This is a genomic window from Prevotella melaninogenica (assembly GCF_013267595.1).
Taxonomy (GTDB): Bacteria; Bacteroidota; Bacteroidia; order Bacteroidales; family Bacteroidaceae; genus Prevotella; species Prevotella melaninogenica_D.
The window spans coordinates 1,373,449-1,388,141 of the sequence record NZ_CP054011.1 but is presented as its reverse complement, the minus strand read 5'-3'; the positions used below and the strand labels follow the sequence as shown (position 1 = coordinate 1,388,141).

The following is a 14,693-nucleotide window of genomic DNA, read 5'->3' as shown; positions in this document are numbered from 1 at the left end:
TTGTTTGGCAATAGCGGATGTAATGTAAAGAGGATTTATATAAAGAAAGTTGAATATAACCTGAAAGAAAGACTAAAGTCTGAAAGAAAAGTTGAAATATAGCTTATAAAAAAGCATTTTTATCCGTTAAAACTTTGTTATGTCATTTTTTAAGCCTATCTTTGCAAAAAATAAGAGGATTAAGACGTTTAAGGATATGGGATTCCGACATTCAGTGAGATTGATGTTGGAATTCTATCTTTTTTATGTCTATTGAAAAACGATTAATTTTTAAAACAAGATATTATGGCTTATATGTCACAGGAAGGTTACGACAAACTCGTAGCCGATTTGCAGTATTTAGAATCTGTTGAACGTCCCAAGGCATCTGCTGCTATTGCCGAAGCTGCCGATAAGGGCGACTTGAGTGAGAATTCTGAGTATGATGCTGCTAAGGAGGCACAGCGTCATCTTGAAGCACGTATTGCTGAATTGAAGATGACCGTGGCACAAGCAAAGATTGTTGATGTGTCACGTTTGAGCACTGATGCTGTACAGATTATGTCTACTGTTGAGATGACAAACGTAAAGACAAATGCTAAGATGAAGTATACGATTGTTAGTGAGACAGAGGCTAACCTGAAGCAGAATAAGATTTCAATCAAGACTCCTATTGCACAGGGCTTGTTGAATAAGAAGGTGGGCGATGAGGTTGAAATCACTATCCCTCGTGGTACTATCACTCTGCGCATTGATAAGATTTCAATTGATGCATAACTATAAAACAAGGAGGTTTGTATGACAATATTCAGTAAGATTGCAGCGGGTGAGATACCCAGCTACAAGTGTGCAGAGAACGAACAGTTCTATGCTTTTCTCGACATTGATCCAGTAACAAAGGGACATACACTTGTCATTCCTCGTAAGGAAGTTGACTACATCTTTGATATGGAAGATGAGGAACTTGCAGCCTTTGAGGTTTTTGCAAAGAAGGTTGCACGTGCAATAAAGGCAGTCTTTCCATGTAAGAAGGTAGCTCAGGTCGTCTTGGGATTAGAGGTTAACCATGCACATATTCATCTCTTGCCAATGAACAGTGAGGCTGATGTTGATTTCAAACATCACGTACCGGTTGATGCTGAGGAGCAGAAGGAGATTGCTGAAAAGATTTTCAAGGCTTTCCAGGAATTGGATTAAGTGATAGCTGCTGACACAGAAAACGAACAGAGCGGAGATATATCATAAGGAATATATCTCCGTTTTTGCTTATAAAGAAACTCTATGAAGGAAACGAAAGATGATAATTGGTCAGATTGGTTGATTAATGACAAGCTCCGCTGGGAGAGATTTACCTTCTTTGGTAGGAAAGAACGTGTAAGCATGTGGACGGGAATAGTATTGGGTTGTCTCTTGTTCACTGCTATCCTTGTTGTAGCTTTTCTCCTTATTAAGAAAGGTAATAAACTTTACGACAACACTATGCTTCCTTTTGATAGTGGGGAGATAAATTATATAACAATTTGGTTTGTTTTGAATGTAATTCTAAGTGTTATAGTATTTATATCAAAAAAAAGTTTGAGAAATGATTCGAATCGGATTTTTAACTTCTTCTTGTTAATGGTCTTCAATTTGCTCCCTTCTTATTTTATCTTAGGAATTTTGTTCTTTACCATTCTTTATCCCAACTCTTCTTACGGAGAAAAGGAAACGATAAATCAGAGGGCTATATTCACAGGGAAAGTTAGAAGAGTGTCAAGGAGCAATAGTGTTTTTTGTTATAGCTTTTATCTTCCCAACATGAATCGAAATGTCGTGATTAGTAGTGGGTTCGATTATGACTGGAAAGATAAGACCGCTTGTGATATCTATCTGCATAAAGGTTATTTTGGAATGTATGTTGTAGACAGTGCGGTGTATAAAGAAAATCAGTATTATTCAACAACACTTGTTGCTGAATGATGAATAACTACCCACCTTTACCCAAACTTGCTACTCCCCTCCTTAGGAGGGGTTGGGGGAGGTTTTTATTTATACAAACTCTTCTCCCTTCTTTATCTGTACTTCATTCACATATTTCCTTACCAATGCAGAAGAATCTTCTTTCTTACAGATAAGTAATACATTGTCCTTTTCTGCAATGATATAGCCATCAAGTCCGTTGATGACACCTAATTTGCCTTTGGAGAGCTTTATAATATTATTAGCTGCATCTTCAAGGATAACATCAGAGTCTATGACAACATTGTCGCCATCTCGCTTGCTTAGTGACTCATAGACTCCATGCCACGTTCCAAGGTCTGCCCAACCAAAGTCGCACCTCATCACATAAACATTCTCCGACTTCTCTAAGATGCCATAATCTAATGAAATGTTAGGATAGCGTGGGAAATTATCATGTATGAAAGCTTCTTCGTCTTCTATCGTTGTTATCTTACTGCCCATTTCACCTTCACGTAAAACAGAAGGAAGGAAGCCATAGAGGCTTTGACGAAGGTAATTGACGTTAGAGAGGAAGAGTCCTGTATTCCAACACCACTCCTTACTATCCATGAACATTTGTGCAAATTCTCGGTCTGGCTTTTCAGTAAAGGCTTGTACCTTATATATATCACCATTACCAGTGTAGACGCCCTTCTGTATATATCCGTATCCAGGTTCTGGTCGGGTAGGGCTAACTCCCATAGTCAGTATAGCATCATTCTTCTCAACGAACGATAATCCCTCTTTGATATTACGGAAGAAAGCCTCGTCATTAACAATGTTATGATCAGAAGGAGATATTATAATGTTAGCTTTAGGGTCGAACATCATAATACGATGCACTGCCCATGCAACACTTGGTGCAGTGTTTCTGTGGATTGGTTCAGCCATGATATGATCGGCTGCCACTTCAGGCAACTGCTCTCTGACAAGGTCAAGATAATCGCAGCTGGTATTAATATAAATGTTCTCTTTTGGAAGAATATTTGCAAAGCGGTCAAATGTTTGTTGAAGCTGAGTACGACCCACACCAAAGAAGTCTATAAATTGCTTTGGATACTTATCTCTACTGCAGGGCCATAGTCTTCGTCCCTTGCCACCGGCAAGAATTACGCAATAGTTGTTCTGTTTCGTAGTCATTATCTATTTAAGCTAACCGAATTTGTTTCTCCAAAGATACCTTTTATAACTCATACCTCCAAATCTTTTATTGTAAAATACTACAAATATGCATTATTCAAAGTATTGTCATTAAATAATTCCTCAAAAATTTGCCAAATCCAGATTTTCTCTCTACCTTTGCACTCGTTGTTCAAACAACAGCCATGCCCAGATGGCGGAATAGGTAGACGCGCTGGTCTCAAACACCAGTGGGGCAACCCATCCCGGTTCGAGCCCGGGTCTGGGTACAACAAATCCCTTGTGAATCGATGATTTGCAAGGGATTTTTCTTTTTAGGGGTACTTAAAGTGTACTTTGCGATTAATGGATAAAATCAGAACTCACTCAAAACTTTATTCAGAACTCACTTTTATCTTTAATCATACTATTAAGTTTAAAATTTATTTCCTGTCATTTTAACATTGTTTGTAAAGGCTTTGATAATGAATAACTTGTGGCTCTTTAGGTAGTGACAGTAGTGACAGGAACTTATGTTTATACTCTCATTGGGTTAAATCTATACGAAGAAAGTCTAAGCTTTTAACGGAAGAATTCTATTTTATGTAATCAATGTTTACTGATAGACATTTTCTCTTTGGCAGACAGAATCTATAGCGTAATGAGTTTCGCTTTATTATTTTCTGTATTTTGAAGTGCGTAAAGGCTGCTTTGCTCTGTTACGCCAGCAAATAAAATCTTTTCTGCAAGGTGACAAATATATTTATTCCTTTCCAATGCTGTTGCCTTTGATTGTCGAGTAGAATTACTGATAGAGATAATTAACAGACGGTTTTGCTTCAAGGCTGTTTGTAGATGTGTAGGAATCGTTTTATACATCCTTCTCGCTATTACGAGAATGATGGGTTGACTTCCTTTTAATAAGAAATGCAGAACATCTTGTTCTAATTTACTATTAAAGCCACTGATGATACAGTCTCCCCGACTACGCATTTCCGTAGCCCAATCATATACTTGCAACACCGTTTCGGTAGCGATATTGCTTGATGCGAGGAAAGCTGTCTTTTGTAGTTTCAGCAGTTCCTGATTGCCAATATATTCTGTGGTGACTATCATCGATTATTCTCTCTGTCGTCTTTTTTCGTTTTATTGCTCTTTCGTGGTGCAATACGCTTTAGGTCTTGATCGAGTTGTTTAATACTATCAAAGTGTTCTATTTGCCGTTGTTGTTCTTTGTAAGCAACATATTCTTTTGTAGCTTTATCTACAGCCACCTTGTGAGAAATCTTACCTGCGTGTTCAAGAATATTCTTCTCATTCATGGTGAGTACAAGTCGCAGTTTCTGTATCCAGTCGCGCATGAACATTGGTTTTTCCGCTAATGCCTGTGCCTCAGCATAGGCAAGGAACTGTTCTACGATAAGTTTTAGTTGACTAATCTCTTTCTCATTCAGGTAGTTCTTACCAATCAAGACATCATCCTTGGTAACTTTTCCTTCTTTTCCGTAGAAGTAAGTCCCATCATAGGCAGTGAAGCATTGGCACGATAATAGATAAGCTCGGCAGCAGTCTTTCCACTGACAGCCCAGAGTAGTTTGTTTTGTATTTCCTTGAAGAAAGCCAATGTCATTTCAGCAGATGGGTTATAGTCGAAACTTGTTTTGTATATATCCTTTATCTGCTGATAAAAAACCTTCTCAGAAAGGCGTATGTCACTAATGCGGTCTAAGAGTTCTTTGAAATAATTGTAAGATGAACCGGTTTTGAATCGCTCATCGTTTAGTGCAAAGCCTTTGATGATATATTCCTTTAGTCGCTGAGTAGCCCAAATGCGGAACTGCGTGCCTTGCTGTGACTTCACTCTGTAGCCCACCGAAATGATAACATCAAGGTTATAATAATCTATATTTCTGGTAACCTCCCTATTTCCTTCCGCTTGAACTGTTGCAAAATTTGCAACAGTTGCTTCTGGAGATAACTCTCCCTCTTCGAACACATTCTTCACATGTCGTGAGATAGTAGATTTATCACGCCCGAAGAGTGTTGCCATCTGGTCTAACGACAGCCACACGGTTTCCTTTTCAAACCGAACATCTATCTTTATATTTCCATCTGCCGACTGGTAGATGAGCATATTGTCGTTGTTGTCTGCTTCCATTATTCTTTTATTAAATTATTGTTCCTCTCAGTAAACACTTTACCTTCATTAAATAGGAGTGTTGGATTTTCTATTACCATTCTTGGACATTTATAACCAATTTATTGCCAACAAGTTATAAAAAAAAACACTTCGTAAATGACAAAATAAAGTAGAAGATTGGACCACTTTTGGACATTTTACTTATCATATCTCCCCGCGTTTTTTCATTTCTTTTATTCCTAAATCAAAGGCACGAGCAACCAAAGCTGAGTTTTTAATATATTTTTCTGCTATCTTATATGTGGTAGAAGCCCCCTCTCCTTCTTTGATTAAGAGTTGATAAGCAACTAATTTATCAATAACAGTCCTTACTTGACGACGTGTCAGATGACCATCTAATAACTTTGCAAAGTCCTTCATTTTGGCTTTACCAAACTTTGTAAGGTGAGGCATGATTACCGACATTACTTGATTTATTCCCCAGTCGTCTTTTTGGCTGTATTCTCCTTCTTGACCGCTAAATTCGTAATAGCTTTTAGATAAAATATAGTATGTACCTCTTGTCCTGCCACGTTTCTCTATTAGTCCGCAACTTAATAATTTCTCTATACTATCTTTTTCAACACTCTGCGATTTTCCTTGTCTTACTTCATTTAAGGATATCACGTCAAAAACGGATAGTCTATCTTCTTCTGCTAAATCTCTTTGTTCCGATTCTAAAAACATAGCAAAAGCCTTATCCTTGATGACCGCTGAAAGATGTAACTCCACTCGAAAAGAGTCACTATGAGAATAATCTGGGCTATCTTTTCCTTCTGACAATGTGTTCTTAAATATTTTATCTATACCTTGCCCCGATCGTTCCACAATACCTGTTTTTTCTAACACGTCTGCCAATAGTCTGTTTCTTGGAGTACTTTGAACTCTTAATAAATTATCAATACTTACACCTAAAGGGAAACCTCCAGCATTCATTACAATTAATTTTTGTGGGTATTGCTTAATTACAGTTTCGCTTGTACGCCTGTAGTCTCTATGAGCAATAGCATTATTAATGGCTTCACGAATCACATCTTCATTAAAGAAGGGAATATTGAATATATAGGAATTATCATTCACATCAATCTTGTCATTCCTCAAATTAATATCATGCCATAGCATGTCTATCATTTTATAGAATGGTTCACTGTAAGTATACCTATTGTCATATGGAACCAAGTTCTCGGATTTACGATATTCCAATATTACGGAGGCCTGGGGTAATAATTCAATGAGTTTCTCTCGTTTGCCAACAAGAATCAATGCTGCATAAGTAACTTTACCTTCTTTCATAAGTTGCAAGTCACTTAAGACCTGCTCGTCAGGTAGTGTTAAGAAATTAGGATTTTTCTGTTTTGTTGCATACTTCTGTTTCAGAATCCGAATCGCTTCTGTATCCAAATCATTAATGGAAACCGTGCTACATATCTCGGAAGAAAAGTCTGGTTCTTGTTCCTGTAGAATCTTAAAGATTTCCTCATCAGACATAGGCTTCAATTCTTCTCCGACTCGCATCAATGGGACATCTTCAAATCTAAAAAGCTTTCCGATAGGTCGTCCTGGAACATCTATCACTAATACACGTCCTTCCTTCGTAGTTTCATCTTCATAGAGTTCATAAATACTCGGGCGGATTGATGTATCTCTATAAATATAGCTTTCCAATTCTCCAATAGCCCCTTTATTCTGTTTTGTACCCACCACCTGATGTGGATAGGCATCTTCCATTCCAAGCACTAAATATCCACCACCTTCATTACAAAGAGCAGTAACATAACCTAAGATACACTTTCTTCTGTCCTTAGGATTGGGTTTAGAGCCACCATCATAAGCGAAATTGCCTTGTGCAGCCCGCTTAAATTCAACCTTATCTTCAGACTCTCTCAGAGTTTTCAAGTGTTCTATTGTGAGTTTACTCATAATTTACTTATCTCTTTTAGTTATGGATTCTTTCACCGTTTCGGGGAGTCCTTCGTATAAGGACTCTATCTCTTTTGGTTCGGTAATCATGCGCTCGGTAATGATATTCAGAAGGTGCATAAGCATGGTTGCTGTTCCTTTATCATCAACATCAAATGAAATAACACCCGGGTGGACAGCCTTGTTACCTACAACGCGTACAACGTCTAACGCTTGCTGAACTGCTTGTGGTAGCCCTTTCTTAACAAGGATACCTATATTTTTATTTATATCCCGATCTGTTTCTCCCAATTCATTACACAATCTGTCTATTGCCAATCGCAATAGTGCGCAGGCTGCCCTTGGAGACTTATTGTAAATCGTTCCTGCTTCGTTATATAGCTGTTTCACGCTTTCTGGCATATCAACGTTAGGATCCTCTGCAACGATGTCTGGATAAATGTAATCATCATTTATCCAGATTATCTTCTTTCCACAGTTCACACATCTTGCAATGAAAAGTTGGTTCAAATATTCACCATATCCCACTCTTTGAGTAACAAAATGAACATCTTCATCATGTCTATGCCATCTAAATTTCATTAAAGATAGCGTATGACAATGCGGACACGTAAATGCGTCCTTATCACGTGCCGGAGTTACATATTTCTGATTCATATTCCTTTGTATTAGTTATTCTTCATTTAATTCATCACCCATACGATATTTAATGTCGTAGTTGATGATGAAATCTAACTCTTCCTCTGTAAAATCATAATGACGGGCAAGGAACTTATCTATTTCGTCTATGATAGGTTTAGAGAGCTTCATATAGAACTCATCATATTCAACTCGTCCCGTTGTTTTGTAATTATATATGCGTCGTATGCATTTCTTTTTCATGTCTATTGCTAACCTATCAGCAACAGAGCATATTTCTTTTTCAATACCTTTGTCATATTGGTATCTAAAATTAACAATTTCAGGTTTGTTGAGATGATAGCAATCAGAATTAGTAATCCACCATATAAAGAATAGTGAACTATTCAAAATACAACTTCCTACTTTTACTTGTTTTGTATTATCAAATGATACAGATTTAAGTTGCGTTGTTATACCTTCGCCATCCCTATCACTGCAAAAGTAAGGAACAAAAGTATGTGAACGAATCCAGTTTACGGGGGCATTATGATACAAGCACTGCTCATTCCCAATACCAACAAAATATTGCGCCTTTTCTTCCTTTATCTTTCTTGCAATGCTGATAAATAGCGGACTTGCTATTTTTGGAATAATATTTTGATAAGTATAATCTTCAATGCTGTTATAACGTACTAAAGCGTTAAAAAGGTTCTTGCGTTCATCAGCCAACCAACGTGTATATTTGGTTGAATATTTCCCAACTCCATTATTGGTTGCAGTAAATATAACCAAACGGAACTTCACACCCTCAAAAAGTTTTTGAGGGTTTGCATCTGCACTTAAGTTTAAGTGCAGATGCAAACGGAATTTCTCATAGAAATTCGTTACAAGTGGAGCCATTCGCTCTGTGCTGTGCCCACTCAATGGAACAATCATACTGATGTAGCCTTCTTGCCTCATTATATTTTTAGACCGCTCAAGTACATAAGCATATAAGTTTCCGCATGAAAGAGTTTTGTATCCAACTAATTTGTAAAGGTCAGATACAGCTACTCCTTTAACTTTTTTATTGTACTCCACATACGGAGGATTACCAATAATCACGTCGAATCCTCCGTGTTCATTGATAATTTCGTAGAATTCAGCAAGCCAGTGGAAAGGTTGGTGAGTTTGGTACCAAGCGTCATAACCCTTGGTTGATTCTACTGCACCATACATCTTGTGGTTTAATAAGTCGTTAAGCGTGTTAAGGCGTTGATATAGTTCACTCTTTGCTTTCTTAAAGGCTGCCATATCTTCAGCTTGATGGAGCTGAACATTCTTAAAGATTTCGTAGGTACGTGACACCTTATCCATCTCATCGTTTACTTTTGCCTTAAACTCTTTACGGGCAAACATATCTCCTTCTATCAAGTCGCGTTCTAATTCCTCTTGCGTTGCATAGCCCACAAGCGTATTGCCACAGCGAATATTGAAGTCAATATCTGGTAGTGGGTCGAGTCCTAAATTTGGGTCATGTTTGTCTACTTCAACTACTGCTACCATCTTTAGGAACAAACGTAGCTTGGCTATCTCTGTCGCTTCGACCATAATGTCGACACCATAGAGATTGCGGAGAATGATGCTCTTATAGATGAAGTATTGTATGTTAGAACGATATTTATGTTCAATCTCCTGTAGCTCTCGTTTGAAGAGTAGAGGGTTCTTTGCATTGAATTCCTGCATACGATTGATACATACCTCATAGAGCGGCTCAAGGATGTTGAGCGCAGCAAAGAGGAAAGCCCCCGATCCGCAGGTAGGGTCGAGTATTGTAACATGCTGCAATGCATGATAGAAATGCTTTACAAACAGATGATCTTGTGTGTTTGCAAGATAATCAGTTACAAACTGCCGTATGTTGAGGTTGTAAGTGATAAAGTCATTGACGTTAGTGATTTCTCCCTTTACAATTTTCTCTTTAATGTTGTTGTAACGTTGTAGTCGCTCAATGGTCTCACGCCAAATCTCTGTAGGCAGAGCAAATGCTTCAGGTGTGCGCTCGTTCCAATGGCAACGACGTTCCAGAAGGTTCGGCTTTGTGGTGTCAAGTCCTGTTGCTATTTCCTCAGGAATAGTTTGGTCAACTCCTTTCTTCATAGCATCGAAGATATACTTATCACCGCTCTCTTTCAGATACAGCCATAGTTCGCTGTTTGCACGGAAATGCTTTTCGTCTTTACGTTTCACAGCGTCCATTAGGTATGGAACAATAGTGTTACGCCCGATATATTCAGTAATATCCTCCTTTGTGTAGTAAGCTCCCATTTGAGCACGATCGTTGATATATTGTTCAAAAATATATCCTAAGACATCAGGATTGATATCACGTCCAGAGGCTGTCATACGATCGTCTAAATGCCAATGCCATTTATCAAAGAAGTCGAAGAGACTGATAAAAGCCTCATCAGCAATATCTAAATTAGCATATTCTCTTTCTATTTGGTGCACATCAAACATTCCGCCATTCAGATAAGGGATGCGTCCATAAATCTTTTCAAATTCATGATTGTGTTTAGGAGTGTTAAGTCCATCGTGGAAAAGATTGACAAGGAAGCCCTTATAGAATTTATTAAAGAAGCGGTCTTCTCCTTCCTGATTGCGAGTCCACTCTAATTTATGACGCAGATAATTCACGTCGCCATCGAGAAACTCTTTCTTCTGAATGAAGTAGCAGAACATCAATCGGTTGAGCATGACAGAAGCATACCACTGTTTATTCTTATTCTCCTTTTCATCAATATGGTCATCAATGCCAGTAATAAATTTAGCAAAGTTGCTATGCTCTTTTTTAAATCCAGCATAGAAGTCTTTTGTTATTTTCTCTGAATTAATGAGGAAGGCAGACTGTACCTTTTCTATGATGTCGAGGATTGTAAGGTTATCATCAAGCGAGAACGAGAGGCTTTCTATCTTTTCAAACAGGAAAGCTGCCTTGTCAAGAGAGTCATATTCAACTAAGACAACGTCTCTTTTCTCCACTTTCTTTACAGGAGCTACCCATAGATGATGGAGCGTTTCTGGCAGTATGAAGATACAAATATAGTTCTCTGCATTTTTGCGAATTTTATGGTCAATCTTCTTGCAGATGGCAGATGATGGTATTTGTTCGACGTGGCAATGCAAGATTTGAAAGCCCTTTCGTTCAGCAATCTGCTCTATGTGAAAGGTTGTGTTGTCTATATTTATCTCAGGTAATTGTGTGGCACCTGTAGGATTGTTCCAAAGCATTTCGCTGACGAACAATCCTTTAAAGTCTGATACAGTTATATACTGATTAAAAATATTTCTTTTCATTTTTTAGGATTTTAGTCCCATGGAACAGATGATAACAGGATCTTTATGTTTAATTTTATCTTCGTCTACACGACAAAGGTTTGCATTCTCATACATTTCAATGACTGTATCGACAATATCGTCATGTGTATTGCCTGTACGCATCATTCTACCAAGGATGAATTTAGAGTTTTCCAATAACGGGTAGTTGTATACTTGGTCGATAGCAAACTTTAATATATCTTTCTTCTCTTGTGTATTAAAAAGATTTAAAGGCTGCTCATAATAGTGATTTAGCAACTCATAGATTTTACGCTTAGTGCTGAATCGACTACCAAGGATACCTCCAACATTAGTGTTCTCGTTCTTAATACTTTTTACCGCTTTCTCAACCAATGACAGATGAACATTCTGTGCAGGTAGACAAGGCTCTTTAATGGTGCATGCCATTGTTTGTAGGATACGCTTTTGCGACTGACTAACAATATCTCCTTTGGAATTATACCACGTAAGTACGTCAAAGTCATTATAAGTGCGGGCGTAGGTAATAACACCATCCTCGTTTATATTATTTGCAGCCTTTGTAGAATAAGCGATGTTTGGTATAGCTGGAATAATACGTTTTAAGTCAGGGTTGGCATCAGTTGCATTTTTCCATATCTGATAAGCTTGTGAGCCAAGGTCGACCTCTATATCATCTTCATCTTCGTCTAAGCTACTACTATTCTCATTATACATATCACGTAGGTTCTGTTCGTTGCCTTCAAAGAAGACCTCGTCACTACCTACGATACCTGCATTTTCGTTAATTCGTTCGTTAAGGCGTGTGCGTAAGCGAATAATTTCCTCTACTTTGTCGGCAGGGAAGAAAGAATAACAATAGATTTGCTCAGAACTCTGGTCAATACGGTCAACACGTCCTGCACGTTGGATGAGTCGAATGATAGCCCATGGTAAATCATAGTTGATGATGATATGAGCATCTTGGAGATTCTGTCCTTCACTCAACACGTCAGTTGCTATCAGTATGCGTAGTTCGTTCTCTTTTGTTATATCTGCTCTGTTACTGATTGGTGAAAAGCGTTCGACAATAGCGGTTGGATTCTTCGTATCACCGGTTACTTTCTCAATATACTTGATTCCTCTCTTTTGTAGCTGCTTGTACACATACACAGCAGTGTCAGAGTATTGAGTGAATATGATTATTTTATCATCTTTGTGAGTATTACTTAATAGCTTTTCTAATTCGTTGAGTTTCTGGTCAGTCTGTGGATTCCAATCATCACATAGATTAATCATTGCAATGAGTTGGTCACAGTCCTTTTTTAACCCTTGTTTTAGTGTGCGTTTGAAGTATTTAGAGTCAATCCATTGTACATTGTTCTTTCCTATCAGACTATTGTAATATGTTTCAGCTCTTTCCATGTAGTCCTTCATTTTTTTAGGAATAGTCAGAAGACTTTTATTTGAAAGAAACTCTTTATTATCATCTGAATCGGCAGTAATTTTGTTGATATCGGCATCTTCAATAAAATCCTCAGGGAATGTATTCTCGTCACTAACAGGCAATTTTAGTTTATTGTCAATGGCATAGAGATACACTGCATTGCGTAGGATATGGCGATACAGAGTCAATAGGAAAGCATAACCACTGCTATCCACACGTTTGAAGAAGGTGCTCTTACAGAAACCCATCATTCGTTCACCTGCGCGTGAAAGATTATCAATCAAGTTGCCTTCATATTTAGAAGCTGTTTCTGCTTTCTTTTCATCTAAATAATGTATCAGACCATAACGAGGTAATTTTAGTGATTCCATAAGAGATACCATTTCCTCTGAATAGAGCCGACTATATTGGTCGCCTTCTGTAGTCTGAAACTTGATAGCCTTAGGAATACGGTCTGGGAAATAAGACTTATGTCCGTCTTTGAATTCCAGATATTTCCGTCCATTCTTAGAATCTGTTTTAGCATAATTCTCTTTAATGAATGTACGTGTACGGCGAATTAAAAAAAGTTTCATCAGCTCTTGCCAATCTTCTTGAAATTCGCTACGTTCAAACGCTTTGATACTTCTAATAAAGTCTTCGTGCTTTTCTGCAAATTTCCGCTCACCCCCGATAGAGCGAATATAAGCTTCAGGTCGAATGCCTAAGTCTGTATCGTCATCGATAAAGAGGCGTAGCTGACTGCTAAGGTCTTTGTATTGTTTATTGTAAGGAGTTGCAGTCAATAGTAATACCTTACAATCTTGTTTCTGAATGAGGTCTTTTATATTACGGTAGCGTACACCTTGGCTGTTACGTAGGTTATGACTTTCATCCACAATAATAAGCTTGTAATAGCGAGCATTATCAACGTCGATGGGTTTTGCCATGGACATAATGTCAGCCTTCATGTCATATTGCTTGCGGTATTTTTCCCACATATCTTGTAAGTTGGCAGGACAAATAATCAACGTATTACTACCAAAGGTGTTTTCATACATCTTTGCAATAGCACACGCTGTTATGGTTTTTCCTAATCCAACGACATCTCCTATCATTGCTCCACCGCGTTTCTCATTGTTAAGATGGCGGGCTGCAATCTTAACAGCTGTCTGTTGAAAGTCAAAAAGGCAATTCTTAAATTCTGCAGGAATCGTAAACTCTTTAATTCCCGAACGTGCTTCTTCACTTAAGTGATATGCTGTTTTGAGATAGATGTAGTAAGGTGAAATGTCTTTATCACCAGCCCAGCTATTATCAATAATTTCTATTAACTCTTTAGTTATGTCGAGACAAAACTTATCTTCCCAACGTTCATCAAACCAATATGCTAATTTTTCAGCACTATCACTATCTCCAAATTCAGCATTCAACTCTCCTTGTTTGGTTAATCCTGAATAAGTGAGGTTACTACTACCCATTATAGCTTGAATCTTGTTAAAATTATCGTCAGGGCGATAAGCAAGATATAGCTTTGCATGAAGTGGTTCGCGTAGATATAATTTAACACATACTTTTTCCTCTTTCATTTGTGCAGAAAGACGTCGAAGTGTAAACTCATCCTGTTTTGTAGGGAAGCCTAATTGTAATTGGCGTCTAAAATCACGGGCAATTTCCAATTTACATTGACTGACATAATTTGCATCTGGCAAAGGTTGGTCTGTATACAATTGACGTATTAATTCCTCTGTTGGGCGATGCATACCTATTAATAACCTACATTTACGAAATGTATGTTTATCATTCTCATAAACATAGTCACCTGTAAGTGTATCCATTTGGTCAACGACAAGATTCCAACCGCGTAGGTTGAAGTATCCTACGCAGAAGTCTACTCGTTTTACTCCAACATTGGTAATGATACCTTGTAGCCCTTCTGTAAATTTTGTTTTTATATTATCGTATATGCGTGCCATATAGATGTCTTGTTGTTTGATGATATTTGACGCTATAAAATTACTCATTATTTCTTAAACTATATGTGTTATATGTGAAAAATTGTTTGTTTATAATCAAAAATAATATCTTCAGTTTAAATTCTTTTCGGGAAAGGAGTAGAGTATGAGGGGGATGATTCTTTAAGTTGTAGTTTGT

At 37.7% G+C, this 14,693-nt stretch carries 9 protein-coding genes, 1 tRNA gene and 1 pseudogene; 4 read left to right on the top strand and 7 right to left on the bottom strand.

The features are described 5' to 3' along the window. The first annotated feature begins 285 nt into the window (after nt 1-285). The 3 genes from greA (at nt 286) to FIU21_RS10995 (ending at nt 1,938) form a co-directional block, all read left to right on the top strand. Complete coding sequence (gene greA / locus FIU21_RS11005) at nt 286-756, top strand: transcription elongation factor GreA (protein ID WP_004360966.1); 471 nt, start codon at nt 286-288, stop codon at nt 754-756. A gap of 21 nt (nt 757-777) precedes the next feature. After that, nucleotides 778-1,176 carry an HIT family protein gene (locus tag FIU21_RS11000; protein WP_004360965.1) on the top strand — a complete coding sequence of 133 codons (399 nt, stop codon included), beginning with the start codon at nt 778-780 and terminating at the stop codon, nt 1,174-1,176. 84 nt (nt 1,177-1,260) lie between these two features. Further along, entirely contained in the window at nt 1,261-1,938 is a 678-nt protein-coding gene (locus tag FIU21_RS10995) for a hypothetical protein (protein ID WP_004360964.1), read from the top strand. A gap of 69 nt (nt 1,939-2,007) precedes the next feature. Here the strand turns inward: FIU21_RS10995 and FIU21_RS10990 are convergent, their stop codons facing one another. Beyond that, entirely contained in the window at nt 2,008-3,099 is a 1,092-nt protein-coding gene (locus FIU21_RS10990; protein ID WP_004360963.1) for a mannose-1-phosphate guanylyltransferase, read from the bottom strand. A 187-nt stretch (nt 3,100-3,286) separates the two neighbouring features. Between FIU21_RS10990 and FIU21_RS10985 the strand changes: the two genes are divergently transcribed. Further along, a tRNA-Leu gene (locus FIU21_RS10985) sits at nt 3,287-3,368 on the top strand. A 361-nt stretch (nt 3,369-3,729) separates the two neighbouring features. Here FIU21_RS10985 and FIU21_RS10980 read toward each other — a convergent pair. From FIU21_RS10980 to FIU21_RS10955, 6 genes and pseudogenes are all read right to left on the bottom strand, one after another. After that, nucleotides 3,730-4,194, bottom strand: coding sequence for a DNA-processing protein DprA (locus FIU21_RS10980; protein ID WP_004360962.1), 465 nt, complete (start codon nt 4,192-4,194; stop codon nt 3,730-3,732). After that, a pseudogene (locus FIU21_RS10975) lies at nt 4,191-5,236 on the bottom strand (virulence RhuM family protein). Before FIU21_RS10975 ends, FIU21_RS10980 begins: the two are co-directional and overlap by 4 nt. Nucleotides 5,237-5,422: 186 nt before the next feature. Beyond that, nucleotides 5,423-7,177 carry an RNA/DNA-binding domain-containing protein gene (locus FIU21_RS10970; RefSeq protein ID WP_004360960.1) on the bottom strand — a complete coding sequence of 585 codons (1,755 nt, stop codon included), beginning with the start codon at nt 7,175-7,177 and terminating at the stop codon, nt 5,423-5,425. 3 nt (nt 7,178-7,180) lie between these two features. Next, nucleotides 7,181-7,834, bottom strand: a complete 654-nt coding sequence (locus tag FIU21_RS10965; protein ID WP_004360959.1) for a DUF4145 domain-containing protein — start codon at nt 7,832-7,834, stop codon at nt 7,181-7,183. Between the two features lie 15 nt (nt 7,835-7,849). Continuing rightward, nucleotides 7,850-11,134 carry an Eco57I restriction-modification methylase domain-containing protein gene (locus tag FIU21_RS10960; protein WP_004360958.1) on the bottom strand — a complete coding sequence of 1,095 codons (3,285 nt, stop codon included), beginning with the start codon at nt 11,132-11,134 and terminating at the stop codon, nt 7,850-7,852. Nucleotides 11,135-11,137: 3 nt separating this feature from the next. Further along, nucleotides 11,138-14,563 carry a helicase-related protein gene (locus FIU21_RS10955; RefSeq protein ID WP_231291366.1) on the bottom strand — a complete coding sequence of 1,142 codons (3,426 nt, stop codon included), beginning with the start codon at nt 14,561-14,563 and terminating at the stop codon, nt 11,138-11,140. Nucleotides 14,564-14,693: the final 130 nt, after the last annotated feature.